This is a genomic window from Allgaiera indica (assembly GCF_900106675.1).
Lineage (GTDB): Bacteria > Pseudomonadota > Alphaproteobacteria > Rhodobacterales > Rhodobacteraceae > Acidimangrovimonas > Acidimangrovimonas indica.
In genome coordinates this window covers 1-26,357 of the sequence record NZ_FNOB01000013.1, presented here as the reverse complement: position 1 = coordinate 26,357, position 26,357 = coordinate 1, and the positions used below count along the sequence as shown (strand labels likewise).

Sequence of the window (26,357 nt, the reverse complement as noted above, 5' to 3'; positions counted from 1 at the left end):
AAAGCCATGTCCGTCAAGAGTGCCATCCTGGGCACCGCCACCGCTGCCACGATCGCCTTGTCCTGGGCCATGTCGCCCGGACCCGCGCGGGCCGAGGGGCCTTCGATCCTGGTGCAATCGACCACCTCGACGCAGAATTCGGGTCTTTACGATTATCTGCTGCCGATCTACCGGAAAGAGACCGGCGTCACCGTCCACGTGGTCGCGGTGGGCACTGGCCAGGCGCTGAAGAACGGCAAGAATTGCGATGGCGACATGTTGGTGGTGCACGCCAAACCGGCCGAGTTGAAATTCGTCCGGGAAGGCTATGGGGTCGACCGCCATGACCTGATGTACAATGATTTCGTCATCGTCGGCCCGGCCCCCGATCCGGCCGGGATCAAGGGGATGAAGGATGTCGGCGCGGCGCTGAAGAAGATTGCCGCGTCGCATGCGCTGTTTGCATCGCGCGGGGATGACTCGGGCACCAACAAAGCCGAGATGCGGCTGTGGAAGGCGACCGGGATCGACCCCAAGACGGGCTCTGGGGGCTGGTATCGCGAGACCGGCTCGGGCATGGGCGCGACGCTGAACGCGAGCGTCGGAATGGGGGCCTATACGCTGACCGACCGCTCGACCTGGATCAGCTTCAAGAACAAGGGCGATTTCTCGATCGACGTGCAGGGCGACCCGCGGCTGTTCAATCAGTACGGGGTGATGCTGATCAACCCCAAGCGCTGCGCCTCGGTGAAGGCCGGTTTGGCGCGGCAGTTCGAGGATTGGCTGCTGTCGAAGCACGGGCAGGAGGTGATCGCGGCCTACCACGTCGATGGTCAGCAGCTGTTCTTCCCGAATCCGAAGTAGGAACAGGCGGGGGGCTTTCCGCCCCCCGCACCCCCCGGGAGTATTTGCGCCAAGATGAAGGCAAGGGCCGCTTTAAGCGTCAGCCCTGGATGCCGAACTGATCGAAGGGGAGAAAGCGGACGGCGGCGCCTTCGGTGACCTGCGTTTCGTCCTCGAGCACCTCGATCAGGCCCGAGGCCCGGCGCAGCCCCGAGATCAGACCCGAGCCGTCGCGCGCGAATTTCCGCGCCACGGGACCCTGGGGGGTGGTCTCCAGCCAGCCGCGCCAGAATTCGCGCCTGCCGGGCTTCTTGGTTTGCGAGAAACCGGCGGGAAGGTGGTAGCGCGTGGGTTCGTCCGGCGTGCCCCCGCCAAGCGCGACGATCGCGGGGCGCGCGTAGAGCAGGAAGCACACGAAGGCCGCGACCGGGTTGCCCGGCAGCCCCAGGAAGACGCAATCGCCGATCTGGCCAAAGCTCATCGGTCGGCCCGGCTTGATCGCGATCTGCCACAGGTGGCGGCTGCCCAGCCGGTCGATCGCGGCGACGACGTGGTCCTCTTCTCCTTGCGAGACGCCGCCCGAGGTCAGGATCAGGTCATGGTTTCGCGCGGCCTCGGCGATCGCGGCCTCGATGCGCGGGGCCTGGTCGGGCAGGATGCCCAGATCGGTGACGGTGCAGGGCAGGGTGGCTATCAGTGCCTTCAGCATCGTGCGGTTGGAATCGAAGACCTGGCCGGGGGCGATGCTGCCGCCCGGGTCGCGCAATTCGTCGCCGTTCGACAGTACCGCGACCCGCACCGGCGCCTGGACCCGCACCGAGGCAAGACCAAAGGACGCCAGCGCCGCGATGTCCTGGGGCCGCAGCCGCGCGCCGGGGGAAAGGATCTCGGCGCCCTTGGCCACGTCCTCGCCGATCTGGCGCACATTGGCGCCCCGTTTCAGGCCGTGGGGCAGCGTGATGCCGTCCGGCGTGATGCTGCAATCTTCCTGCATCGCCACGCTGTCCGCCCCCTCGGGTACGGGCGCGCCGGTGAAGATCCGCGCCGCCGTCCCGGGGGCCAGGCGCCGGGGTGCCAGATCGCCCGCCGCGATGCGGGCGGCGACGGGCAGCGTGCCTTCGGGCGCAGGCGCGGCGAAGGCATAGCCATCGACCGCCGCGTTGCGATGCAGCGGCACGTCGCGCGGCGCGGTCACGGGCGCGGCCAGCCAGCGGCCGGTCGCCGCCCGCAACGGCACGCGCCGCACCGCCGTGACGCAAGACAGGCGCCCGGTGATCAGCGCCACGGCCTCGTCATGGCGCAGGCGAGTGCCGCCATGCGCGAAGCAATCGTTCAAGAGCTTGCGGGAACTCATGTCGCAAGCCCCAGTTCGGCAGTGATCAGATCGGCGATCGCCGCGATGTCGTCGAGGCCGAAGACCGGCAGCGGGCTATCAACCGGGTGATCGGCGGCGATGGCGCGGATCGTGGGATCCCCGGGCGCGATCGGGGTGGTTTCGCGGGCGCCGCGGCGGCGGACCTCTAGCTTGGGCTGAGCTTCGCGCTTGTAGCCCTCGACCAGAACCAGATCACAGGGCGACAGGCGGGCGACGATTTCTTCCAGCCGGGGTTCTTCGGTGCCCTGGACCTCATGCATCAGCGCCCAGCGCCGCGACGAGACGATGGCGACCTCTGCCGCGCCGGCGCTGCGATGGCGGTGGCTGTCGGTGCCTTCGTGGTCGATGTCGAAGCCGTGATGGGCGTGTTTCACCGTGGCGACGCGCAGGCCTCGGCGGGTGAATTCGCTGACCAGGCATTCGGTCATCGTGGTCTTGCCGGAGTTCTTCCAGCCGGTGATGCCAAAGACGGGGGTCATGGCCGCTGCTCCAGATAGGTTTCAGCCCGGGCCAGATCCTCGGGCGTGTTGGTGTTGAAGAACGGGTCGGGCGCATCTGGGGTCACGGGCGCGAAATCGGCGAAGGCCAGGTCGTGGCGGGCGGCCCAGGCCTGCACCTTCAACGTGCCGCCAGACGCGAGCCACCGCGCCAGGTCGTCGCGCAGATCCACCGGCCAGAGGCCGAACACCGGGTGCCGCCCTTCGGGGCTGCGCGCCAGCACAATGCGCCCGGGTGCCAGATCGCGCGACATGCGCGCCACCAGATCGCGCGGAAAGAACGGCGTGTCGACCGCCGCGGTGGCGACATGGGTGATCTCGGGCAGCGCCGCAGCCCAATCGAGCCCGGTCAGCACCCCCGCCAGCGGGCCGGCGAAACCGGGATGGATATCGGGCACAACCGGCAGGCCGAAGCCCGCGTAAAGGCCCGGATCGGCATTGGCGTTGATCGCCAGCGGCCCGACCTGCGGCGCCAGGCGTTCGATCACATGGGCGATCATCGGCCGCCCGCCCAGGGGGCGCAGGCCCTTTTCGCCGCCGCCCATGCGGCGCGACAGCCCGCCCGAAAGCACCAGGCCGGCAATCGTCATTCGCCACCCTTTCGGGATTGCCCATCGCGGTCGGCGGACTTGCGGCGCTGGTGGGGGGCGTCCTCGGCCGCCTGCGCTGGGTCGGCATCGAACACGATCCGCTGTTCGCCGGCCAGCGCGATGAATCGCCGCCCGCGCGCCCGCCCGATCAGCGTCAGCCCCGCCTGGCGCGCCAGATCCACTCCCCAGGCCGTGAAGCCCGAGCGCGACACCAGGATCGGGATGCCCATCATCACCGTCTTGATCACCATCTCCGAGGTCAGCCGCCCCGTGGTGTAGAAGATCTTGTCGGCCCCCGAAACGCGGTTCAGGAACATCCAGCCCGCGATCTTGTCCACCGCGTTGTGGCGGCCCACGTCTTCCATGTAAACAAGCGGGCGGTCGCGCGCGCACAGCACGCAGCCATGGATCGCGCCGGCCTCCAGATAAAGGCTGGGCGCGGTGTTGATCTTGCGCGTCAGCGCATAGAGCCAGGAGGTCCGCAGAACCGCGTCAGGCGCCAGGCGGGCGCCGTCGAAACTGTCCATCACGTCGCCGAAGACGGTGCCCTGCGCGCAGCCAGAGGTGCGCACCTTCTTCTGCAGCTTGGCCTCATAGTCGGTCTCGCGCGCCGTGCGCACCACGATGGCGTCAAGCGTGCGGTCGTGGTCGATGGCGGTGATCCGGTCATCGGGGCGCAGCATGTTCTGGTTCAGCAGGTAGCCCACCGCCAACAGATCCGGGTGGTCTCCGATCGTCATCATTGTGACGATCTCCTGACGATTGAGGAACAGTGTCAGCGGCTTTTCCGTCACCACCCGCGCCGTGATCCGCGCGCCGGTGTGGTCGAGGCCCGAAACCTCGGCCGAAAGCGCCGGATCGCCCGGGTCCGAGCGCAGCAGGAACCCGTTCCCATCGTCGTTGTCTGGTCTGGCCATCGTGCCCTCCGACCGGCGCCGCGGGGCGCCCTGTCCCGTGCCTAGCATGGTGGCTCAGGCGGGGCCAGATCGGCCAGGCGCCGGGTGGCGGGACGCGGTGCCGCAGGGCGCCGGCGGTCGAAACGCCACCCGCGACGCCCGACCCGGCGCCGGCAATCGCCAACATGTGATCGCATGACACGCGGCGCGTGCATTCTGTTCAGGCGTGATCACGGATACACCGGTTCTGTTCCCGCGCGCCGCAACGCGCCGTTGGCGCGCGTTCGCGCGCCGGGATTGTGCGAGGTCCCGCGATCCCGTGCATGGACCTCGGACCAGATTGAGGATCGACAGGTGAGCCAAGCGATACCCTCTGCCCGGGCCGGGCGCAGGCCATCGATCTGGAAGCGTATGCTGGTGATGCTGGGGGGGCTTGCGATCCTGGCGGTCGTGCTGGCGTTCGGGTTCTATCTGCATGTCAAGGCTCTGATGGCGAGCGCGCCGAAGCCGGGGGCGGTGACGGTTTCGGATACCGTGGTGCGGCCCAGCGCCTGGCAGTCCCGGATGAAGGCGGTGGGCACGTTGTCGGCGGTGCATGGCGTCGAGCTGACCACCCAGGTGGCGGGGGTGATCAAGACCATCGCGGTGCGATCGGGCGCCCAGGTGCGGGCGGGCGAGGTACTGGTGACGCTTGATGCCGCGCCCGAGGAGGCGCAGCTTGCATCGCTGCAGGCGGCGGCGGATCTGGCGCACACGACATTGGAACGCGCCCGCCGGCTGATGACCGGCCAGACCGTGACCCAGGCGGCGATCGACGCGGACGAGGCCAATCTGAAGGTCAAGCAGGCGCTGGTCGATCAGCAGAAGGCGCTGATCGCGCAAAAGACCCTGCGCGCGCCGTTTTCCGGGCGGCTGGGGATCTTGCAGGTCAATCTGGGCCAGTACCTGACCCCGGGCACGCGGATCGCCAGCCTGCAGGATCTGCGCGCCATGCACGACGATTTCGTGGTGCCGCAGATCGACATCGCCCGGCTGTCGCGCGGTCAGCCGGTCTCGGTCCGGGTTGATGCCTATGCGGGCCGCGTGTTCCATGGCCAGATCACCGCGATCAACAGCGAGGTGGATCTGAACACCCGCAACGTCACGGTGCGCGCGACGGTCCCCAATCCCGACGGCTTGCTGCGGCCGGGGATGTTCGTCCATACCGAGGTGACGACCGGCGCGCCACGCGAATTGCTGACGCTGCCTGCATCCGCGATCACCTACAATTCCTATGGCGCGTCCGTCTATGTGGTGGTGCCGGCGAAGACCGGGACCGGGAAGATCGTGCAACAGGTCTTCGTCACCACCGGGCCCACCCGGGGCGATCAGGTGACGGTGCTGAATGGGCTGAAGGCGGGCCAGACGGTGGTGACCAGCGGCCAGCTGAAGCTGAGCCCCGGCGCCGCCGTGCGGATCGACAACGCGGTCCAGCCGCCGGACGCGGTGCATCCGAAGCCGGCGGAACAGTGACCGGCCAATGAATTTCACCGATATATTCATCCGCCGCCCGGTGCTGGCGATGGTGATCAGCCTGCTGGTCGTCGTTCTGGGCCTGCGCGCGCTGTTCAGCCTGCCGGTCAGCCAGTATCCCCGGATGCAATCGGCCACGGTTACGGTCACCACGATCTATCCCGGGGCGGATGCGCGCACCGTCGCGGGCTTCATCACCCAGCCGCTGGAGGCCTCGATCGCCCAGGCGCAGGGCATCGACTATCTGTCTTCGTCCAGCACGGCGGGGGCCTCGACGATCACCGCGCAACTGCGGCTGGACTATGACGCGACCAAGGCGCTGACCGAGATCAACACGCAGATCAACGCGGTGAAGAACCGGCTGCCGGTGGCGGCGCAAACGCCGGTGATAAAGGTCTCGGCCGGGCATACGACCGACGCGATGTACCTGGGCTTCTACAGCAAAACCATGGCGCAGAACGATGTCACCGATTATCTCAGCCGCGTCGTGGTGCCAAAGCTGAACGCGGTGCGCGGCGTGCAGGCGGCCGAGATCCTGGGCGGGCGCAGCTTTGCGCTGCGCGCCTGGCTGGATCCGACGCGGATGGCCGGCCATGGGGTGACGGCGGCCGATGTCTATGCGGCGCTGTCGAAGAACAACTACCTCACCGCGCTGGGGTCGACCCGGGGCCAGTGGGTGAGCGTCCCCTTGACCACCGATACCAGCCTGCACAGCGTCAAGGCGTTTCGAAACCTGATCATCAAGCACGACGGCGCCTCGGTCGTGCGGCTGGGCGATGTGGCGCATGTCGTGCTGGGGTCGCAAAACTATGACCTGAACGTCGCCTTCGACGGCATCCGCTCGGTTTTTGTCGGCATCAAGGTGGCGCCGGACGCCAATATCCTGAACGTCGCCGCGCGGGTGCGCCGGGCCTTTCCGGCGGTCCGGGCGCAGCTGCCGCAGGGGCTGACGGGCAAGATCGTCTACGATTCCACCCGGTTTATCGACGCCTCGATTTCCGAGGTGCTGCAAACCCTGGCCGAGACGCTGGCGATCGTGACCCTGGTGATCTTCCTGTTCCTGGGCAGCTTCCGCGCCGTCGTCGTGCCGCTGGTGGCGATGCCGCTGTCGATGATCGGCGCGGCCTTCGGGATGCAGCTTCTGGGCTATTCGATCAACCTGCTGACGCTTTTGGCGCTGGTACTGGCGATCGGGCTGGTGGTGGATGATGCGATCATCGTGGTCGAGAACGTCGACCGCCACATGAAGGACGAAGGCAAGACCCCGATGCAGGCCGCGCTGCTGGCGGCGCGTGAACTGGGCTCGCCCATTCTTGCGATGACGCTGGTGCTGGTCGCGGTCTATCTGCCGATCGGCTTTCAGGGCGGGCTGACGGGTGCGTTGTTCGTGCAATTCGCCTTCACCCTGGCGGCGGCGGTGGTCATGTCGGGGGTGGTGGCGCTGACGCTGTCGCCGATGATGTGTGCGCGCATCTTCCGGTCCTCGCAGGATGACACCTGGCTGGCGCACCATATCGACCGGGTGTTCGAGACCGTGCGGCGCGGCTACATGCGGCTTCTGGCCAATCTGCTGCAGACCTATTCGGTGCTGATCGTGATGGCGGTGATCATGATCGGGCTTCTGGGCGTGATGTTCACCATGACGCAAAAGCAACTGGCGCCGACCGAGGATCAGGGCGTCGTCGCGGCGATGGTGAAGGGGCCGCCCACCGCCACCTCCGATCAGATGCTGGCCTATAACGCCCAGCTTTTCGACATCGCGCGCAAGCTGCCCGAATACGAGCACGCCTTTCAGCTGTCGGGCGTGCCGGTGGTGAACGCGGGGATCAGCGGCATTATCCTCAAGCCCTACGCCCAGCGCAGCCGCACCGCGACCGAGATCCAGCATCAGTTGCAGGGCGAATGGAACGGCATTGCCGGGGCCAAGGTGGTGGCGTTCCAGTTTCCCTCGCTGCCCGGGGCCTCGGGGCTGCCGGTGCAGTTCGTGATCAAGACGACGCAGCCGTTCCAGAACCTCGACGCGGTGGTCCGCAAGGTGATGGCCCGGGCGAAGAAGGACCACAGGTTCTACTATATAGACAGCGATCTGAAGATCGACGAACCGCAAGCCAACCTGATCATCGACCCCGACAAGGTGGCGGCGCTTGGCCTGACCAAGCAGCAGGTCGGCCAGGCCCTGGGCGCGGCCCTGTCCGGGGCACGGGTGAATTATTTCACCATCGACGGGCGCGCCTATGAGGTGATCCCCCAGGTGCGCCGCGTCGACCGGCTGAACCCGTCCGACATCCTGAACCTGCATATCCCCACCCCGCACGGCCCGGTGACCCTGCGCAGCGTCGCGCATCTGACCGAGAGCGTCGGACCCGAGGCGATCAGCCATTTCCAGCAGCTCAATTCCGCCACCATCCAGGGCGTGGCGGCGGGGTCGCAGGGCGCGACGCTGGCCTATCTGCGCGGGGTGCTGAAAAAGGTCGCGCCCACCGGCTACAGCGCCGATTACGCTGGCCAGTCGCGCCAGTTCATGCACGAATCGGGCGGCTTTCTGGTGACGATGATGTTTTCGGTCATCATCGTCTTCCTGGCGCTGGCGGCGCTGTTCGAAAGCTTCCGCGATCCTGTGGTGATCCTGATCTCGGTGCCGCTGGCACTGTTCGGGGCGGTCAGCTTCCTGTTTCTCGGGTTCTCCACCATCAACATCTATACCGAGGTGGGGATCGTCACCCTGATGGGGCTGATCTCGAAACATGGCATCCTGATCGTGCAATTCGCCAATGCCGCGCAGGCGCGCGGGATGACCAAGCTGGATGCGGTGCTGGATGCGGCCGCGACCCGGCTGCGGCCGATCCTGATGACCACCGCGGCGATGGTGTTCGGCGTGTTGCCGCTGGTGCTGGCCAGCGGCGCGGGGGCGGCGGGGCGCTATGCGATGGGGTTGGTGATCTTCACCGGCATGTCGTTCGGCACGCTGTTCACGCTGTTCGTGGTGCCGGCGATGTATCTGCTGCTGGCCGCGCGCGTGACGCCCGGGGCAGGGGCCGTCGCGGCCGGGTGATCCGGGGCCGGCAGGCATGGCGCAAGGCGTCGCCGCGCCGTGCTTGACCTGACCCCGGACCGGGGGCAGGCTTTCGACCGGCGGGCGATTGTTGTTGCGGAGAGAAGGGGCGCGGCATGAGAAATACCCGACATTACCGGCACTGGCCCGCGGGCGTGCCATATCAGGTGGAACTGCCTGCCCAATCGGTGGCGCAGAACCTCGAGGACACGGCCGCCCGCGTGCCCGAGACCCCGGCGATTCACTACTATGGCCGCACGCTTCGCTACGGTGAACTGGCAGGTCAGGCGCGGGCCGTCGCGGGCTGGCTGAAGGGACAGGGCGTGGCGCGGGGCGACAGGGTGCTGCTGTACATGCAGAACTCGCCGCAATATGTGGCGGCCTTCTATGGCATCCTGCGCGCCGATGCGGTGGTGGTGCCGGTCAATCCGATGAACCGCACGGCCGAGCTGGCGCATCTGGTCGCCGACACCGGCGCGCGCGTGGCGATCGCGGGCCAGGAATTGCTGGACTTCCTGCGCCCCGCCCTGGGCGCGGGGCTGCAATCGTGCCTCGTCGCAGCCTATGCCGACGCCGCCGACCCCGGCTTTGCCCACCCATTGCCGCCGCCGCTGGATCAGCCCGGGCGCGCCGACTACGGCCCGCGCATCGCCCCCTGGTCGCAGGCTCTGTCCGAGGCGCGCGATCCCGGCCCGATCACGGCGGGGCCGGATGATCTGGCGGTGATCCCCTATTCCTCGGGCTCGACCGGCCACCCCAAGGGCTGCATGCATTCCCACCGCACGGTGATGGCGACGGCGGTGGGCAGCGTCGCCTGGTCGCCGGGCGGCGACGAAAAGCCCGCGCTGGTCTCGTTGCCGCTGTTCCATGTCACCGGCATGCAGAATTCGATGAACGGGCCGATCCTGGCAGGCCAGACGATGGTGATCATGACCCGCTGGGACCGCCGCCTTGCCGCCTATCTGATCGAACGCTACCGGGTCGGGCGCTGGCGCTCGATCACCACCATGGCGATCGACCTGGTCAACGACCCCGAGGTGGCGCGCCACGACCTTTCCAGCCTCGAAGCGATCGGCGGCGGCGGCGCGGCGATGCCTGCGGCGGTGGCGGCGCGGCTGAAGGCGCTGACCGGGCTGGATTACGTCGAAGGCTACGGCATGTCCGAGGCGATGGCCGCCACCCATATCAACCCGCCCCAGGCGCCGCGCCCGCAGTGCCTGGGGATCCCTGTCTTCGATGTTGATTCCCGCGTGATCGACCCCGACACCGGGCAAGAGCTGCCTGCGGGTACGGTGGGCGAGATCGTCATCGACGGGCCGCAGGTCTTCCTGGGCTATTGGAACAACCCCGAGGCCACCGAAGCGGCGTTTATCTTGATCGACGGCAAGCGTTTCCTGCGTTCGGGCGATATCGGCTATATGGATGCGGATGGCTATTTCTACATCACCGACCGGCTGAAGCGGATGATCAACGCCTCGGGCTACAAGGTCTGGCCGACCGAGGTCGAGCAGATGATCCACGACCATCCGCAGGTGGCTGATGTCTGCATCACCGCGAAACCGGATCCGCGCCGCGGCGAAAGCGTGCTGGCCTGGGTGGTGGCGCGGCCGGGACCGGGGGCGGCGGATGGGCTTGGCGAAGAGGCGCTGATCGCCTGGTGCCGGGCGCGGATGGCCGCCTACAAGGTGCCCGCCGAGGTGCGTTTTCTAGAGGTGCTGCCAAGATCGCCGTCGGGCAAGACGGAATGGCGCAGCCTGCAGGAAAAGGCCTTCGCGGGCTGACGAGTTTCGAACGGCTTGCACGGATCACCGTTTCGTGCGTGGTCCGCGACGGGGGTGACAGCCCCGGCGCCGGCCTTACCTTCATCTTAGCGAGCATAAGAAGGAATGCCCCATGCATGCGGAAGACCTGACCATCGTTACCGAGGACGGCAACGCCCCGGCCCGGATCTTCGGCGAAGAGGGCTGTCCGGGCGTTCTGTTCTTCATGGATATCTTCGGCCCGCGTCCCGCGCTTTGGGACATGGCGGCCCGAATCGCGGGCTGGGGGTACCGGGTGCTGGTGCCGGATCTTTTCTATCGCTCGGGCAGCTATGGGCCGTTCGACGCCGCGACCGCCTTTGGCGACGACAAGACCCGCGATCGGTTGATGCGCCTGCGCGATGCCACAACCCAGGACATGACCGCGCGCGATACCGGCGCCTTCATCGATGCGCTGGCCGCCCATGGCGGTATCGGCCCGGTGGGGGTGGTGGGCTATTGCATGGGTGGCACCCGCGCCCTGACCGCCGCCCGCGCGGCCCCGGTTCGCGTGGCTGTCGCCGCCAGTTTCCATGGCGGCGGGCTGGCCAGCGACGCGCCCGACAGCCCCCATCTGGGCGCGGCCAAGATGAAGGCCTTCATCTATGTCGGCGGGGCAGGGGTGGATCGCAGCTTTCCGCCCGAGCAATCGGCCCTGCTGGCCCGGACCCTGCGCGAAGCCGGCGTCGAATACATGATCGAGAATTTCGCCGGCATGGAACATGGCTGGTGCGTCTCCGACCATGGCGTCTACAATCGCGAAGGGGCCGAGCGCCACTGGCGCCGCCTTGAACAGATTTTCGCGGAGCGATTGCAACCCACTGGCTGAACCCGCCCGAGTCGTATATGATGACGATTGTGGGGGCCAAGACCGGGAGGTCGGCCTATGGGACAAACGACGTTCGGAAAAATCGGCCTCGCCGCGCTTTGCGTGGCGACGATCATGCTTGTCCGCGGTGATATCGCATTGGCGGCGCTCGCGGTCATCATTGCGCTGTCGCTGCGGGTCCTGGTGCTGATCGTCGATGTGTTCTGGATCAGCTTCACCGGCCAGCCCCTGGTCCGGGCCCTGCCCGAGAAGGCGAACAATCCCGCAACGGACGCCGCCGCGCCGATCGGCCCCTTCGCGCGGCTTTCAAGCCTGCCGAGCCCCCTGCGCCGACGCCCCGCGCCACGGGTGTCGCTGTTCGCCAAAACCACCGATGAGCACGAACCCCAACGCCCGAGCCGGCGCCTGGAGGCGCTCAAGGCGCGACTGGGGTATTAGCGGGTCCTTGCGCGCCGCGGCCGCCCGCCTCCGCGCGTCGCCGCCCTACAATCGCCCCACCAACACCGCAGCGCCCCAGCGCCGCCTTCGTCAATCGCCCAGCTTCGAGATCCGGCCGTCGGGATGAATCTTCACCGTCTTGATCGCGCGGATATAGGCGATCACGTCATTGGCCATCCGCCGCCCGTTGCCCTTGTCGACGACCACCCGGCCGCCCCCCAGCGCGCCAGACCCATCGCCGCGCGACAGGGTGTAGTCGTTGGTCGCCAGCCGATAGATCCGGTCGGGATCGAGCGGCTTTCCCGCCACGCTCGCCCGGCTGAGCCGCGCCATCGGCGGTGCCGTCGGATCCCCGACCACGTGCATCCCCGCGATCCGGGGAAACCACCCCGCGCCGGTTCCGGCCCGCGAAAAGCCATTCGCCAGCGCCGCAAGGATCTGGCGCCCCGGCAGCTCGGTCACCACCATCTGGTTGCCGAAGGGCAATTCGGTCAGGATGCCCTTCCGCCTCAGAATGGTGCCCGGATCGTAGATCCGATCGCCGCGGATGCCGCCGCCGTTGACCAGCATGACCTGTGCGCCGCTTAGTGCCTTCAGCGCATCGGCGGTCAGTTCCCCGCCGAGCTTTCCTGACCGCGTACCACGCCCCGCCGGGAATCGAGCCTCACCTCGGTCCTGCCGATCGGCTGGTTCAGGTCCCGGCCCAGCTGCTGACGAAATTTCGCCAACAGCTTCTGCGACGCCGGGTCGGGCGTCACGTCGGCGGTGTCGCTCCAGCGGAAATCCGGGGGCCAACGGATCCGGCGGGCGCCGCCCGTCTCGGTCACCTCGATGGTCAGATCCAGGGGTTGCAGGAAACGCGCGTCGATCGAGGTTTCCACATAGGCGGTGATGCCGTCGCAATAGCTCGCGTTCAGATGATCGTCGCCCGACTACAGCATGTCGAAGGCAAGGCTGGCGATCAGGGCGCGGTCGTTGCCTTGATCGGTCCGGACCCGTCCGATCACCAGGTCCGTGTCCTGCTTGCGCGCCGCGCGAGCGGCCGCGATGCCGATCCTGACCGTGGGGCGAAGGCCAGATCGCCGGTGTCGGACATCTTGGCTGAGGTATCCTGCGCCACCGGGATCAGCGTCACCTTCAGCCCCTGGATCGGCGGTCAAATCACCCCGCCAAGTCCTGATGCCCGACAACAGTGACGGCGACAGCATTTCCCTTCGAAGAGATAGAGCATGCTTGGATGCGCCGCGCGTTCGGCCCGCGCCACCGCGTTGAGCCGGGCAAAACCGGCGCGGTGGCCGTCGCCGTCGAATTTGTGGATGTCGCCCATGCCCAGCAGCGTCAGCTTGACCGTTTCCGCCGCGGCGGGCCCGGCGGCGGGTGTGGGGGCGGGCGTGGACGCGGTGGCAGCGCGCGGGCCCCGGGCGCGGCCAGCGGTAGGGCCAGGGTGACGCCCCGGATCAGGGCGGCGAGTCGGCGGGTTTCGTGGATCATCTCGGCGGTCCGCGGGGGACGAGCCGCGCGGCCGCGCGCGGCCCCATACTTCTGCATAGCTTCTGGGCGGGATGTGGCAAGATCAGGTTCACAACCGCGTGATGGCCGCGCGGGATCTCGGGCCGCGAAAACCGGCTTCCGGCCCTGCGCAGGGCGCGATGCGAATCGCCTGACGAGCGAGGCCCTCCCGCAGCCGGGCCAAAACTGACTTTTCATCACCATTCGCTCAGGCGGCGGCGGGCGCGCGGCGCCCTGCTGCGAACCTCCCGTGAAGTTTGAAACATTTCGCGCGTTCGCGCTGTGCGGCCGGGGGCGAGGCCTTGTGTCATGGGGCCTTCCCGTTGCGTCACGCCGGGCGTGAAACTGGTACGGGTCGGGCGGTTCCGGCACCGCGGTGCGCAAAGTCACTTCATATACACAATTTTTTGAATGCGATCTGTCCCCCTGCGACATGTCGTAGCCTTGCGAAGCCGGACCCCCTACACCTTTAAGGAGCCAACTCAATGCAAGTTTGATGGAGGGACGCGAAATGCGCTTGGGACAGGAACGAACCCCATGGCTGCCGCCAACGGCCCGGCGGATCGTTCGCCGCGTGGGCGTGCCGGCACTATTGGTGGCGCCGATGCTGCTTTCCGGCTGTGTCGTGCACGATATGGGCTTTGCCAATCCCCAGGGGCCGGTCGCGGCCAATCAATGGGGGCATTTCTGGCAGGTGACCTGGATCTCGATGATCGTGGTGCTGCCGGTGATCGTGGGCGTGCCGTGGCTGGCCTGGCATTATCGCTATTCGAACAAGAAGGCGACGTACAAGCCGCACTGGGACTTCGACCATCTGCTTGAATGGGCGATGTGGCTGGTGCCGGCGGCGATCGTGCTGGCGCTGTCCACCTTGCTGTGGATCGACACCCACAAGCTGGATCCTTACCGCCCGATCGTGTCCGAGAAGGCGCCGCTGCGGGTGCAGGTCGTGGGCCTCGACTGGAAATGGCTGTTCATCTATCCCGACTATCACGTCGCAACGGTCGGAGAGCTGGTCTTCCCGCAAGACCGTCCGGTCAGCATGCAGCTGACCTCGGACACGGTGATGCAAAGCTTCACCATTCCGGCGCTGGTGGGCCAGATCTACACCATGCCGGCGATGGTGACGAAGCTGCACATACTGGCCGACAAGACCGGCAGCTTCGACGGCATGAACACCCAGTACAACGGCGAAGGCTTCCACGATCAGCATTTCGTCGCCAAGGCGGTGTCGCCCGACGACTTCAAGGCCTGGATGCGGAAGGTGCAGGCCGATGGCGTGGCGCTGAATCCGATGGCATACAAGCGTCTGGCCGTCAGCTCTACGCCGGAGCAGGTACACGCGACCTTCGGCAACAACGCGATGCCGAAAGGCGCGACCTGGTTCAACAACGTGGCGCCCGGGTTCTTCATGAACATCGTCAACCGCTACATGAAGCCGGTCCCGCAACACGAACAACCAGGCTCGGTCCGGTACAATGCCCAGATGGGCAAGGCCAAGACCGAGTGAGGATGGTAGAATAATATGGAACATACATCGTTTCTTTTCGGTCGACTGACCCTCGATTCGCTCGACCCGCTGAAGGTCTTCCTGCACCGGGTCGACGTGAACATGATCATCCTGTCGGGGGCGGCCTGGGCGGTTGTCCTCGGCGGTATCGCCGCTGTCGCGCTGCTGACTTACATGGGCTGGTGGAAGCCGCTGTGGAACAACTGGTTCCGCACCGTGGACCACAAGAAGATCGGCATCATGTATATCGTGCTGGCCTTCATCATGCTGCTGCGCGGCGTGATCGAGGGGGTGCTGATGCGGGCCCAGCAGGCCGACGGGCTGCACGGCGGCTTCCTCAGCGCCGACCACTACGCGCAGCTGTTCTCGACCCATGGCACGATCATGATCTTCTTCATGCTGATGCCGTTCCTGACCGGGTTGATGAACATCGCGGTGCCGATGCAGATCGGGGCGCGCGACGTGTCCTTCCCGATGCTGAACTCGGTCTCGCTGGGCCTGACCATCGCCGGCGCGGTGCTGGTGATGATCTCGCTGGTGTTTGGCGAGTTCTCGACCGGCGGCTGGACCGCCTATCCGCCCTATACCGGGGTCAACTTCCAGCCCGGGGTGGGGCCTGATTACTGGCTGTGGTCGGTCACGCTGACGGGTCTGGGCGCGACGCTGACGGGGATGAACTTCGTCGTCACCATCTACAAGGAACGTGCCCCGGGCATGACCTTCTTCCGGATGCCGATGTTCACCTGGACGATCCTGTGCACCGCGATCCTGATGGTCTTCGCGATGCCGCCGCTGACCGTTGCCTCTGTCATGCTGGTGTTGGACCGCTACGCGGATTTCCACTTCTTCACCAGCGCGCTTGGCGGCAACATGATGAACTACGCCAACCTGTTCTGGCTGTTCGGTCACCCCGAGGTCTACATCCTGGTGCTGCCGGCCTTCGGCGTCTATTCGGAAGTGACCGCCACCTTCTCGGGCAAGCGCCTTTATGGCTACGGCTCGCTGGTGGTGGCGACCATGGCGATCGCGGTGCTGTCGTTCACCGTGTGGCTGCACCACTTCTTCACCATGGGCCAGGACGCCAACGTCAACGCGATCTTCGGCATCGCCACCATGCTGATCGGCATTCCGACCGGCGTGAAGATCTATGACTGGATGGCCACGATGTACCGCGGCCGCGTGCGGTTCACCGTGCCGATGCTCTATACCGTGAACTTCATGGTGCTGTTCGTCCTGGGCGGCCTGTCGGGGATCATCTTGGCCAACCCGTCGATCGACTTCCAGGTCCACAACACGCTGTTCCTGGTGGCGCATTTCCACAACGTGCTGATCCCGGGCGTGTTCTTCGGGATGCTGGCCGGCTACACCTACTGGTTCCCCAAGATGTTCGGCTTCCGCCTGAACGACAAATGGGGCTACATCGCCTGCTGGTGCTGGTCGATCGGCTTCTCGCTGACCTTCTTCCCGCTTTACGTCGTGGGCCTGATGGGCATGACCCGGCGCACGGTGTCCTTCACCAACCCCGCGTTCGAGCTATGGATGCTGATCTCGGGTCTGGGGGCGGCGGTGCTGACCTTCGCGCTGTTCGCGCTTTGCATGCAGCTGTACGTCTCGATCCGCGACCGCGAGCAGACCCGCGATATCGGTGGCGACCCCTGGGGCGCGCGCACGCTGGAATGGGCCACGCCCTCGCCGGCGCCGCATTACAACTTCCCCGTCATCCCGCACATCAACGCGCGTGAGGCATTCGCCGTCGCGAAAGAGGCGGGCGCGGGTTACCAGGCGCCGAAAAGCTATTCCGACATCCACCTGCCCGGCGACACGATGATGGGCGTGATCATGGCGGTGTTCGGATCGGCCTTCGGCTTCGGCATGGTGTGGCATATCTGGTGGATGGTGGTGATCAGCTTCGCGATCATGGCGGTGTCGTTCATCGGCCGCGCCATCCGCGGCGATCGCCATCCCCACACGGTGCCGGCCGCCGAGGTCCAGGCCGAGCATGAGGCCTGGCTGGAAAAGGTCCGCACCATCACCCCGGTGACGCGCGACCAGGAACTGAAGCAAGCGAACCTCGGCGTTGCGGCGCACGAGTACATGGAGGCGGCACAATGAGCAGCGCAACCGACGCCACCTATCAGGCCCCGGGCATCGCCTACGGCCCGGCAGAAGGGCATCATCACGACCGGGCATCCCTGCAGCTTTCGGGCTTCTGGCTGTTCATGATGAGCGACCTGATCCTTTTCGGCTGCTTCTTCGCAACCTACGGCACCATGCTCGGCAAGCCTTCGCTTGCCGGCGGGCCGGGGCCGAAGGACGTGTTCGAGATGTCGGGCGTGGTGATCGAGACGGCGGCGCTGCTGTTGTCGACCTTCACCTTCGGCCTGGCCTCTCTCGCGGTCAAATACGACCGCCCGAAACGCGAGATCCTGACCTGGCTGACCGTCACCCTGCTTCTGGGCGCGACCTTCCTCGGCTTCGAGCTGAAGGAATTCGTCACCATGTTCCACGAGGGCGCGGTGCCGCAGCGCTCGGGCTTCCTGTCGGCCTTCTTCGGGCTGGTGCCGCTGCACGGGATCCACGTGACCAGCGGTTCGATCTGGCTGGTGATCATGATCATCATGATCGCCAAGAACGGTGTCGACGACCTGACGAAATCGCGTCTGGCGCGTCTGGCGCTGTTTTGGCACTTCCTCGACCTGATCTGGGTCGGGATCTTCTCTGTCGTCTACCTCGGAGGGCTTGCGTGATGTCGACCCCTAAGAACCTGAGCAAGGAAGAGGCCTACAAGCACGACCTCAAGGGCTATGTGACCGGCCTGGTGCTGGCGCTGATCCTGACGGTGATCCCGTTCAGCGCGGTGATCTTCGGCATGTCGACTGGTGCCGCGCTGTGGCTGATCGCGGTGCTGGGGCTGATCCAGATCGTGGTGCATGTGCGCTACTTCCTGCACGTCGACCTGAGCCCCGAGCGGCGCGAAGACCTGCACCTGCTGCTGTTCTCGGGCCTCTTGCTGTTCATCATGGCGGCGGGCACGATCTGGGTGGTGCTGAACATGAACTACCGGATGATGCCGGGGATGGAGATGATCGGCATGTGATCCCGCGGGATCCTTGTGAACGCGGCGGGCGGACACGGCCCCGCGTTTCCCGGCGCCAATCCGCCCCGAAGGTGAAAGCAACACGACCCGCCGGCTTCTGGCCGGCGGGTTCTTGTTTGGGGCCAATATTGGAACATCTGATCAACGGCTTCGTCTGCGCCGAGACGGGTGCTTGGTCAGCTCGGCCACCGGAAGACGGGCTTCTTGCGGCGGATTTCGTGCTTTTCGGGCGGGCTCGGCGGCCGTGGCGTGGATTTCGGACAGACGCCTCCTCACAGCATCAGCCGCCTTCGGACCAGGAACAGGTTGCCGAGCGCGAACAGCGTGAAGAGCTGGGCGCGGTTCTTGGCCAGGCTGCGGCAGCGGGTCTTCACGTGACCGAACTGGCGCTTGATCACCCGGAACGGATGTTCGACCCTGGCCCGCACCTTGGCGATGATCCGGTCGATGCGCTCGTCGAGGGGATGCGACTTGCCGCCCTTGGGTGCCTGGCGCATGACGCCCCCGGGCGTTGCCCTCAGCCGTGAATGCTTGCGCGCGCGCGGCGCTGACATAGCCCTTATCCGCCCGGACCGAGGTTTCCTCGCCGTGCGGCAGCTCATCCCGGACCTGACTGTCGTGAACCTTCGCCGTCGAGGTCTCGAGGCCATGGGTGAAGCCGCTGTCGGCGTCCACGCCGATGTGTGCCTTCATGCCGAAATACCAGTCGTTGCCCTTCTTGGTGGACGACATGCCGGGGTCGCGCGCGCCGGCCTTGTTCTTGGTCGAGGACGGCGCGTCGATGATCGTCGCGTCCAGCAACATGCCCGAACGCAGCGAGATCCCCTTGTCGGCCAGATGCGCATTCACCTCGGAGAAAATCGCCTCGGTCAGCCCGTGCCGCTCCGGCAGGTGGCGGAAGTTGAGGATCGTGGTCTCATCGGGAAACCAGTCGTCGCCCAGTTCGATCCCGGCGAACCGGCGCATCGCTTCGCTGTCGCAGAGCGTCCCTTCGGCCATCGGGTCGCACAGGGCATACCGGTTCTGCAAGAAGCAGACCCGCAGCATGGCCCCCAGCGGCATCGGAGGACGCCCGCCCCTGGGGCCGGCCTTCGGGTAATGCGGCGCGATCTGGGCCAGCAGACACCTCCACGGCACCACCGTGTCCATCTCCGACAGGAACTGCGCTCGCCGTGTCACTTTCTTCTTCATCGCGTCGCGAAGACCGGGGATGGCAGGCTGCTTGGGCATCAAAGGAACTCCTCAAGCGTGGTGACCTGCCCCCCGGAAGTTCCCTCGCTGTGATGTAGAGTCTGCCCAACCTGAAGGAGCAGACGACATGAGGAAAAGCCGTTTCACTGAAGCGCCGCTAATCGGGATGCTCAAAGAGCAGGAGGCAGGGCTGCCGACGGCGGATCTGTGCCGGAAGCACGGGCTGAGCCCGGCAACGTTCTACAAGCTGAAGGCCAAGTATGGCGGGATGGACCTGTCCGACGCCAAACGCCTGAAGCAGCTTGAGGACGAGAACGCCAAGCTGAAGCGCCTGGTGGCAGATGTCATGCTGGACAACGTGGTTCTGAAAGACCTGCTGGGAAAGCCCTGACGACGCCGATGCAACGGCGGGACGCGGTGTTGCGGGCGATGAAGGATCATCCGATCTCTCAACGTCGGGCCTGCGTCCTGATCGGTGTCGATCCGAAGACCGTGCGGCGCGAGCATCCGCCCGATAACCCGGAAATCCGTCTGGAAACGAACAAGATCGCCGAGAAGCGGCGCCGGTTTGGGTATCGGCGCATTGGCGTCCTGCTGGAACGTGTGGGAATGGTGATGAACGAGAAGAAGCTGTACCGCATCTACCGGGAAGAAGGGCTGTCGGTGCACCGCCGTCGTGGCCGCAAACGGGCGCGCGGCAGCCGCACACCGATGCCAGTGCCACTGCGGCCGAACCAGCGCTGGTCGTTGGACTTTCTGTCGGACACATTCGGGGCCTGCGGAAAGTTCCGCATCCTTGCCGTGAACGATGATTGCTGCCGCGAAAACCTCGGCCTGATTGCCGATACAAGCCTCTCAGGCGCACGAGTGGCGCGGGAACTGGACGCGCTCGTCAGGGTCTATGGAAAACCTGCCTGCATAGTCTCGGACAATGGCACTGAGTTCACCAGCCGCGCGATCCTGAAGTGGGCCGACAAGAACGGGGTGCCATGGCATTACATCGACCCGGGCAAGCCCCAGCAGAACGCCTTCATCGAAAGCTTCAATGGCAGCCTGCGCGACGAATGTCTCAACGAAGAGATCTTCGACAGTTTGGCAGATGCCCGCAGGACCCTGGCCCTTTGGCGATACGACTACAACAATGTCAGGCCGCATTCCTCGCTGGGCAATCAGACCCCCGCAGAAGCGCGTCGGGCACTTGAGCAATTTGACGGCTCCGCACCCGACGCGCTTGCCACACCCGAAACCGATGCCTATCAAACCCAAGGACTCTCGTTATGAACGAGGGACGACCGGGGGGCGGGTCACTGCCCCTCGACGTTCGTCCGAGCAACGGAGGGGGCACCAGAGGCAGTCCAGGAACCTCTTGTCGGGTGGCGAACCCTAGAACAACCCGTGAACTGCTTCGGGACTTTCTTCGGGACTCGCACTCCCGAAGTCTCCCGAAGATGCCGATTTGTTCCCATCTGAGCTAATACGACTCACATCCACGGCAACACCGCTCGTCGCGATAACTGCAGCGAAAACAGTGGCTTGCATCGTATATTGATGGAGCGGGTGAAGGGAATCGAACCCTCGTCGTAAGCTTGGGAAGCTTCTGCTCTGCCATTGAGCTACACCCGCGACGCGGTCTCGCATAGCACCACTTCGCGGCCCGCATCAAGGGCTATAATTCGGTGCCGCGGTTCGGTGCAGCGACGGGGCGGGATCAATCCGCCTCGTCGAAGGAACGCGCGTAGATCGCCGCCGAAATGTCATCGGCGGATTTCAGGGCGCGCAACAGAAGCGGCACCGAAAGCGCGATCAGGTTGCGCTCCAGGCCGCGGGCGGCCTGCGCCTGGCGGATTTGTTCGAGCATGTCGCGCACCATTGGCAGGAAGCGCAGGGCCAGGCTGATCGCGAGGGCGATGCGCGCCTTGGGCACCCAGGCCGGCGCGGGCGCCAGCAACGCCAGGATGCCGTCGACGAATTCGCTGCTGCGGGTGGTCAGGGTCACCAGCGTGGCGGCCAGGATCAGCACGGCGAAGCGCAGCACGGCAAAGGCCGCGAGCGCCCAGCCCGAAAGCCAAAGCTGCACCGCGAAGAGCAGCGCCAGGATCCACGCCAATGGACGCAGCGCCCGCGCGGCGTGGATGGGCGGCAACCGCGCCAGCGCGAAGCCCGCCGCCACCGCCGCGCCGCCAAGCGCCAGCGCGGGCCAGGCCGGCCCGACGAAAAGCATGGTGCACAGCACAATCAGTCCCAGCAGCTTCCACAGCGGCCGGGCGCGGTGCAGCGGGCTGGTGCCCGCGACATAGCCCTCGCCTAGCACGCGGCGCCCGCGCGGTAGCGCGCGATCACTTGATCAGGCGGGCCGTCGGCCGCGATGCGCCCGGCCTCGACCAGCAGCACCCGGTCGAACCTCGCCAGCATCTCCAGATCATGCGAGACCATGATCACCTGCTCCTCCAGCCCCGCGATCAGCTGCATCAGGCGGTTTCGGTTCCACAGGTCAAGCAGCGTCGCGGGTTCGTCCAGCACCACCGTGGCCGGACGCATCACCAGGACGCCGGCCAGGGCGATCATCTGCTTCTCGCCGCCGCTTAGCTGATGGGTGAAGCGGCCGCGCAGACCGGCCAGGCCGAAGCGGTCCAGCACCGTATCGATGCGGGCGCGGATCTCCTCGGGGGGAAGCTTCAGGTTCTTCAGGCCGAAGGCCAGGTCTTCCTCGACGATCGGATAGACGATCTGGTTGTCGGGGTTCTGGAAGACGAAGCCGACGCCGCGGCGCAGCGCCCGGCGGTCGGCGCAGTCGCCCAACAGGACCGTGCCGGTGCTGGGCGTCTCGATCCCGTTGAACAGCCGCGCCAGCGTGCTCTTGCCCGATCCGTTGCGGCCGATGATGCCGACGCGCCGCTCGGCCAGGGTCAGGTCGAGCGGATGCAGGATCGTGCGGCCGTCCTTCACGACGCTCACCCCCTGAAGGGCCAGCATCGTGCCGGGGGCGGCGGTCATCGCGTGGTGGAGGCGGCGCCGCGCGGCGTAATGATCGGATAGCTGCGCTTGACCGCGACCATGACCACCGCGGCGATCGCGCATTTCACCAGATCGCCGGGGATGAACGGCGTGGACCAGCCGATCGCCGTCCACAGCGGCACCTTGGCCACGACCGCGCTCCACGGAATGCCGATGGCGTAAAGCAGCACGATACCGCCCACGGCCGAGATCGCGAAGGCGGTGACATGGGTCAGGCGGTGCCAGAAGATCTCGGTCATCAGGCCGATGGCATAGGCGGCCACGACCCAACCGACCAGATAGCCGCCGGTCGGGCCCAGGAAGACGGCAAAGCCGCCGCGCCCGCCGGCCAAGAGCGGCAGGCCAATCGCCACGAGCACCAGAAACAGCACCAGCGCCAGCGCGCCGCGGCGTGCGCCCAGGACGCCGCCGGCCAGCATCACGCCCAGCGATTGCGCGGTGATCGGCACGCCGATAAGCGGCAGGGTGATCGGTGGAAACACGGCCAGCGCGGCCATGATGGCGGCAAAGAGCGCGATGAAAACGGTGTCACGGGTTTCCATGGTCGACCTGTCCTTCCTGTTCGTCGCAGGCCCCGGATCAAGGGGCGGCGCGCAAGGCATAGAGGGCCAAGGGCCGGAAGCAAAGACCTTTCTCGCAGTGAAAGGCAGGGGTCTAGGGGTAGGGGACAGACCGCAGCTGACATCGCCCGGTCCTGCCGACGGCCGTGCCACCTATGGCGTCGGCGCCCCGGGTGACGCATCGGTGCGAAGGATCTGCGCCAGGGCGAAGGGCGTCGGGGCACGGCGTCCTTTCGCCTATGTCTTCTTCTTCATCGCCGCCAGAAGCGCCTCTCCCAGCCCGCCTGGGGCTTTGGCGGCGGGCTTGTCGCGGGACGCCCGGCCCGAAGCGGTCGGGGTAGCGGCCTGGGCAACGCCGCCCTGCCGGGGCTTGGCCGCGCGCGACCGCGAGGGCTGGTCGGGGGTTTTCGCCACGCCCCGGTGCTGCCCGCCCTCGTCGCCGCCGCGGCGCATCGACAGGCCGATGCGCTTGCGCGCCACGTCGACCTCGGTCACGCGAACTTGAACCACGTCGCCCGCCTTCACCACCTCATGCGGGTCCTTCACGAAACGATCGGCCAGCTGGCTGACATGCACCAGCCCGTCCTGATGCACGCCGATATCGACGAATGCTCCGAAGGCCGCGACATTGGTCACCGTGCCTTCCAGCCGCATGCCGGGCTTGAGATCGCCGATCGCCTCGACCCCCGCCGCGAAGGTGGCGGTCCTGAATTCCGGGCGCGGGTCGCGGCCGGGTTTTTCCAGTTCCCGGAAGATGTCCTGCACGGTGGGAAGGCCGAACTCGCCCGTCACGAAATCCGCCGCCCGCAGGCCCTTCAGCGCGCCGCCGTCGCCCATGATCGCACGGATATCCCGCCCGCAGGCGGCCACGATCCTGCGCGCCACGCCGTAGGCCTCGGGGTGGACGGCAGAGGCATCGAGCGGTTCTTCGCCATCGCGGATGCGCAGGAAGCCCGCGCATTGCTCGAACGCCTTGGGGCCAAGGCCCGGCACCTTAAGCAGCGCCTTGCGCGCGGGGAAGGGGCCGTGCGCGTCGCGGTGCTGGACGATCGCCTCGGCCAGCGACGGGCCCAACCCCGCGACCTGCGCCAGCAGCGGCGCCGAAGCCATGTTCAGATCCACCCCCACGGCGTTCACGGCGTCCTCGACCACCGCGTCCAGGGCCCGCGACAGGCGGCGCTGGTCGACATCGTGCTGGTACTGGCCCACGCCGATCGACTGCGGCGTGATCTTCACCAGTTCCGGCAGCGGGTCCTGCAGCCGCCGCGCGATGGATACCGCGCCGCGCAGGCTGACGTCGAGATCCGGAAATTCCCGCGCCGCCAGTTCCGAGGCCGAATAGACCGAGGCCCCGGCCTCGGACACCACGACCTTGGTGGGCGGCGTCGCGCCCTTGGGCATCAGGCGCAAGGTGTCGGCCACCAATGCCTCGGTCTCGCGGCTGGCGGTGCCGTTGCCGATGGCGATCAGGCGCACGCCATGGCGCGCAACCAGTTCCAGGATCTTCGCCTGCGCGCCGCGCACGTCCATCTTGGGCTGGAACGGATAGAGCGTGGCGGTTTCCAAAAGCTTGCCGGTCTGATCCACCACCGCGGCCTTCACACCGGTGCGGATGCCCGGGTCGAGGCCCAGGGTGGCCTTCGCCCCCGCCGGCGCGGCCAGCAGCAGATCCTTGAGGTTGCGCGAGAACACGTTGATCGCCGCCTCATGCGCGCGTTCGCGCAGCTCGCCCATCAGATCGACATAGAGCGAGACCGTGAATTTCACCCGCCAGGCCCAGCCGGCCACGTCGCGCAGCCATTTGTCGCCCGGCGCCTCGCCCGCGCAATCGAGCACCGAGGCGATCATCCCCACCGCCCGGGGCGCGCCGGCCTCCGCGTCGGGGGCGATCTCGACCGTCACGACCTCCAGCTTCGAGGCCCGCAGGATCGCCAGCGCCCGATGCGCGGGGATATCGGCCCATTTCTCTCGCTGGTCGAAGTAATCCGAGAACTTGGCGCCTTCCTGTTCCTTGCCCGCGACGACGCGCGAGGAAATGAACGCCTCGCGGCGCATGAAATCGCGCAGCCGGCCCAGAAGGCCCGCGTTTTCGGCCAGCTCCTCGGTCAGGATGTCGCGGGCGCCGTTCAGGGCCTCCTTCACGCCGGGGACGGCCTCGCAAATATAGCCCTCGGCCAGCACCTCGGGGGGCGTGGCGCGGTCGGCCTGGATCGCGCGCAACAGCGGCTCCAGCCCGTTTTCCCGCGCGATCATCGCCTTGGTGCGGCGCTTGGGTTTGTAGGGCAGGTAGATGTCTTCCAGCGCGGCCTTGCTGTCGGCGCCGACGATGGCGCGCGCCAGTTCGTCGGTAAGCTTGCCCTGCTCCTGGATCGAGTTCAGGATCGCCGCGCGCCGCGCCTCCATCTCGCGCAAATACGCCAGGCGATCGGCGAGCGTGCGCAATTGGGTGTCGTCAAGCCCGCCGGTCACCTCCTTGCGGTAGCGCGCGACGAAGGGCACGGTCGCGCCCTGGTCCAGAAGCGCCGCGGCGGCGCTGACCTGGGCAGGAGTTGCGGCGATTTCCTGGGCGATGACGCTGGCGATGCGGGCGGCGGTCTGGGTCACGGGCGCTCTCTTTTCAGGGGGGCGGGCGCCCGTCATATCCGCCGGTCGGCGCAAGGGCAATATCGACGCGCGGATACTGCGCCCGTGTCGCGGGCTTTGCCCCGCAACCGCGCCGGATTCGATGTTTCTCTTGCTGCGATTGGGCGGATGTTTCCGGCGACAAGGCGGTCGCGATGGAGGCGTGGGCGGCGCGGCAGAAGTCGATCTGGGCTGACGATGGCGAAGCGCCAAGCCGCTGCAGTTCGGTCCGCCGTGCGGTGGAAGAAACCCTGATCATGTCGTTCTCTGGGTTGATCAATGAACGCAAACAACGCGCCCATGGGATTGATCGGTACATTTGACGGTCCCGTGACGACGGAAGGTTCCCCATGAACATGCAAAGCATGACGACAAGGTCTTTGATTGGCACGGCCCGCCAGAAACCGGGCACCCCGGACAGGGCTGTAACTGCCGCTGCTTTGTCGAGCCTTACCTGCTGGATGAACCGGAATGCGAGCCTGATTTCTTTGCCGCATAGGACGGGCATAGTCGCGATGTTGATGCGGGTGTGTGGAAGGCCGTCAAGGACACGCTGACGGTCCTTCGGCAGACGCTGAGTAAGATATGTTTCTCGATGATTTTGGCTTTGATCTCGCTTCGTCTTTTGGGCATGGTTTCTGCGTTGCCGAGATAGACATCGGCGGGCGCGAGATGCCCAGGCTTCCGTAATAGCAGTGGTCGTTTTAGCGTCAGGATGCATTGATTTCCGGCATACCGCGTGATTCACGGCTCCGAAAAAGGAGCGGTGAACATGTCTGATCCTTTCTGGCTGACTGAGTGCGGCGGATAAGAAAACAGTCTGGGGGACTGTTTTCCCGCCAAACCAGATGGCCCGTCTGAAACCCTACTTTCCGAAGTCGCATGGTCAGCCTCGGGTCGATGACAAGCGGGTTTTGAGCGGGATTATCTTCATCAACCGCAATGGGTTAAGGTGGCGCGATGCGCCTGAAGCCTATGGCCCACACAAGACGCTTTACAGCCGCTGGAAGCGCTGGAGCGAGAAAGGTATCTTCGCGCGGATG

25 protein-coding genes and 1 tRNA gene are annotated in these 26,357 nt (G+C 66.3%); 14 read left to right on the top strand and 12 right to left on the bottom strand.

What is annotated here, in order from left to right; genetic code table 11:
• The first annotated feature begins 6 nt into the window (after positions 1 to 6).
• The gene (locus BLV97_RS12715; protein ID WP_035846825.1) at positions 7 to 843 is read left to right on the top strand and encodes an ABC transporter substrate-binding protein; all 837 of its coding nucleotides are present in this window, start codon (positions 7 to 9) and stop codon (positions 841 to 843) included.
• Positions 844 to 922: 79 nt separating this feature from the next.
• On the opposite strand, the gene BLV97_RS12710 is transcribed toward BLV97_RS12715, so the two are convergent.
• Genes BLV97_RS12710 through BLV97_RS12695 form a run of 4 tightly spaced genes read right to left on the bottom strand, consistent with a single transcriptional unit; the run spans position 923 to position 4,201 of the window.
• Entirely contained in the window at positions 923 to 2,176 is a 1,254-nt protein-coding gene (locus BLV97_RS12710) for a molybdopterin molybdotransferase MoeA (protein WP_035846827.1), read from the bottom strand.
• Positions 2,173 to 2,676, bottom strand: a complete 504-nt coding sequence (mobB, locus tag BLV97_RS12705) for a molybdopterin-guanine dinucleotide biosynthesis protein B (protein ID WP_035846829.1) — start codon at positions 2,674 to 2,676, stop codon at positions 2,173 to 2,175. The genes BLV97_RS12710 and mobB overlap by 4 nt, the downstream gene beginning before the upstream one ends.
• Complete coding sequence (mobA, locus tag BLV97_RS12700; RefSeq protein WP_035846831.1) at positions 2,673 to 3,284, bottom strand: molybdenum cofactor guanylyltransferase MobA; 612 nt, start codon at positions 3,282 to 3,284, stop codon at positions 2,673 to 2,675. Before mobA ends, mobB begins: the two co-directional genes overlap by 4 nt.
• Positions 3,281 to 4,201 carry a formate dehydrogenase accessory sulfurtransferase FdhD gene (locus BLV97_RS12695; protein ID WP_051646333.1) on the bottom strand — a complete coding sequence of 307 codons (921 nt, stop codon included), beginning with the start codon at positions 4,199 to 4,201 and terminating at the stop codon, positions 3,281 to 3,283. Before BLV97_RS12695 ends, mobA begins: the two co-directional genes overlap by 4 nt.
• Positions 4,202 to 4,534: 333 nt before the next feature.
• Here BLV97_RS12695 and BLV97_RS12690 point away from each other — a divergent pair, with 333 nt between their 5' ends.
• The 5 genes from BLV97_RS12690 (at position 4,535) to BLV97_RS12670 (ending at position 11,810) form a co-directional block, all read left to right on the top strand.
• Positions 4,535 to 5,692 carry an efflux RND transporter periplasmic adaptor subunit gene (locus BLV97_RS12690; protein ID WP_210184789.1) on the top strand — a complete coding sequence of 386 codons (1,158 nt, stop codon included), beginning with the start codon at positions 4,535 to 4,537 and terminating at the stop codon, positions 5,690 to 5,692.
• Between the two features lie 7 nt (positions 5,693 to 5,699).
• Positions 5,700 to 8,744, top strand: a complete 3,045-nt coding sequence (locus BLV97_RS12685) for an efflux RND transporter permease subunit (RefSeq protein ID WP_051646334.1) — start codon at positions 5,700 to 5,702, stop codon at positions 8,742 to 8,744.
• 116 nt (positions 8,745 to 8,860) lie between these two features.
• Entirely contained in the window at positions 8,861 to 10,525 is a 1,665-nt protein-coding gene (locus BLV97_RS12680; protein ID WP_035846833.1) for a long-chain-fatty-acid--CoA ligase, read from the top strand.
• Between the two features lie 112 nt (positions 10,526 to 10,637).
• The gene (locus BLV97_RS12675; RefSeq protein WP_035846835.1) at positions 10,638 to 11,372 is read left to right on the top strand and encodes a dienelactone hydrolase family protein; all 735 of its coding nucleotides are present in this window, start codon (positions 10,638 to 10,640) and stop codon (positions 11,370 to 11,372) included.
• 57 nt (positions 11,373 to 11,429) lie between these two features.
• Positions 11,430 to 11,810, top strand: coding sequence for a hypothetical protein (locus BLV97_RS12670; protein WP_035846837.1), 381 nt, complete (start codon positions 11,430 to 11,432; stop codon positions 11,808 to 11,810).
• A 90-nt stretch (positions 11,811 to 11,900) separates the two neighbouring features.
• On the opposite strand, the gene BLV97_RS12665 is transcribed toward BLV97_RS12670, so the two are convergent.
• Complete coding sequence (locus BLV97_RS12665; protein ID WP_051646335.1) at positions 11,901 to 12,380, bottom strand: 5'-nucleotidase C-terminal domain-containing protein; 480 nt, start codon at positions 12,378 to 12,380, stop codon at positions 11,901 to 11,903.
• Positions 12,381 to 12,418: 38 nt separating this feature from the next.
• Positions 12,419 to 12,691: a hypothetical protein gene (locus BLV97_RS21585; RefSeq protein ID WP_051646336.1), complete on the bottom strand. Its 273-nt coding sequence runs from the start codon at positions 12,689 to 12,691 to the stop codon at positions 12,419 to 12,421.
• 36 nt (positions 12,692 to 12,727) lie between these two features.
• Here BLV97_RS21585 and BLV97_RS21210 point away from each other — a divergent pair, with 36 nt between their 5' ends.
• From BLV97_RS21210 to cyoD, 5 genes are all read left to right on the top strand, one after another.
• Positions 12,728 to 13,006 (top strand): hypothetical protein, encoded by a 279-nt coding sequence (locus tag BLV97_RS21210; RefSeq protein ID WP_160169206.1) that lies wholly within the window; start codon positions 12,728 to 12,730, stop codon positions 13,004 to 13,006.
• A gap of 824 nt (positions 13,007 to 13,830) precedes the next feature.
• Positions 13,831 to 14,829, top strand: coding sequence for a cytochrome ubiquinol oxidase subunit II (locus BLV97_RS12660; protein WP_143037530.1), 999 nt, complete (start codon positions 13,831 to 13,833; stop codon positions 14,827 to 14,829).
• A 15-nt stretch (positions 14,830 to 14,844) separates the two neighbouring features.
• Positions 14,845 to 16,941, top strand: a complete 2,097-nt coding sequence (locus tag BLV97_RS12655; protein ID WP_081825217.1) for a cbb3-type cytochrome c oxidase subunit I — start codon at positions 14,845 to 14,847, stop codon at positions 16,939 to 16,941.
• On the top strand, positions 16,938 to 17,576 hold the full coding sequence (locus tag BLV97_RS12650) for a cytochrome c oxidase subunit 3 (protein WP_035846839.1): 639 nt from the start codon (positions 16,938 to 16,940) through the stop codon (positions 17,574 to 17,576). Before BLV97_RS12655 ends, BLV97_RS12650 begins: the two co-directional genes overlap by 4 nt.
• Entirely contained in the window at positions 17,576 to 17,926 is a 351-nt protein-coding gene (cyoD, locus tag BLV97_RS12645; protein ID WP_051646339.1) for a cytochrome o ubiquinol oxidase subunit IV, read from the top strand. The genes BLV97_RS12650 and cyoD overlap by 1 nt, the downstream gene beginning before the upstream one ends.
• Before the next feature lie 272 nt (positions 17,927 to 18,198).
• Here the strand turns inward: cyoD and BLV97_RS12640 are convergent.
• Positions 18,199 to 19,156, bottom strand: a protein-coding gene (locus BLV97_RS12640) for an IS5 family transposase (protein ID WP_373296457.1) whose coding sequence is annotated in 2 segments (ribosomal slippage) — positions 18,199 to 18,462 and positions 18,464 to 19,156 — 957 coding nt in all. Because the reading frame shifts where the segments join, the coding sequence is not laid out codon by codon here.
• A gap of 88 nt (positions 19,157 to 19,244) precedes the next feature.
• Between BLV97_RS12640 and BLV97_RS12635 the strand changes: the two genes are divergently transcribed.
• Positions 19,245 to 20,398, top strand: a protein-coding gene (locus BLV97_RS12635; RefSeq protein WP_092164087.1) for an IS3 family transposase whose coding sequence is annotated in 2 segments (ribosomal slippage) — positions 19,245 to 19,494 and positions 19,494 to 20,398 — 1,155 coding nt in all. Because the reading frame shifts where the segments join, the coding sequence is not laid out codon by codon here.
• A 268-nt stretch (positions 20,399 to 20,666) separates the two neighbouring features.
• Here the strand turns inward: BLV97_RS12635 and BLV97_RS12630 are convergent.
• From BLV97_RS12630 to BLV97_RS12610, 5 genes are all read right to left on the bottom strand, one after another.
• Positions 20,667 to 20,740: transfer RNA gene (locus BLV97_RS12630), tRNA-Gly, on the bottom strand.
• A gap of 85 nt (positions 20,741 to 20,825) precedes the next feature.
• Positions 20,826 to 21,428, bottom strand: a complete 603-nt coding sequence (locus tag BLV97_RS12625; RefSeq protein ID WP_035846843.1) for an energy-coupling factor transporter transmembrane component T family protein — start codon at positions 21,426 to 21,428, stop codon at positions 20,826 to 20,828.
• Positions 21,422 to 22,111 carry an energy-coupling factor ABC transporter ATP-binding protein gene (locus tag BLV97_RS12620; protein WP_244521021.1) on the bottom strand — a complete coding sequence of 230 codons (690 nt, stop codon included), beginning with the start codon at positions 22,109 to 22,111 and terminating at the stop codon, positions 21,422 to 21,424. The genes BLV97_RS12625 and BLV97_RS12620 overlap by 7 nt, the downstream gene beginning before the upstream one ends.
• Positions 22,108 to 22,674 (bottom strand): biotin transporter BioY, encoded by a 567-nt coding sequence (locus BLV97_RS12615; protein ID WP_092164086.1) that lies wholly within the window; start codon positions 22,672 to 22,674, stop codon positions 22,108 to 22,110. The genes BLV97_RS12620 and BLV97_RS12615 overlap by 4 nt, the downstream gene beginning before the upstream one ends.
• Positions 22,675 to 22,929: 255 nt before the next feature.
• Positions 22,930 to 25,296, bottom strand: coding sequence for a Tex family protein (locus BLV97_RS12610; RefSeq protein ID WP_035846883.1), 2,367 nt, complete (start codon positions 25,294 to 25,296; stop codon positions 22,930 to 22,932).
• 173 nt (positions 25,297 to 25,469) lie between these two features.
• On the opposite strand from BLV97_RS12610, the gene BLV97_RS21205 reads away from it, so the two are divergent.
• Together BLV97_RS21205 and BLV97_RS12605 are read left to right on the top strand one after the other, a co-directional pair.
• Positions 25,470 to 25,637, top strand: coding sequence for a hypothetical protein (locus tag BLV97_RS21205; protein WP_160169207.1), 168 nt, complete (start codon positions 25,470 to 25,472; stop codon positions 25,635 to 25,637).
• A 525-nt stretch (positions 25,638 to 26,162) separates the two neighbouring features.
• Positions 26,163 to 26,357: transposase (locus tag BLV97_RS12605; protein WP_143037529.1), on the top strand; the 195-nt coding region annotated here is incomplete at its 3' end.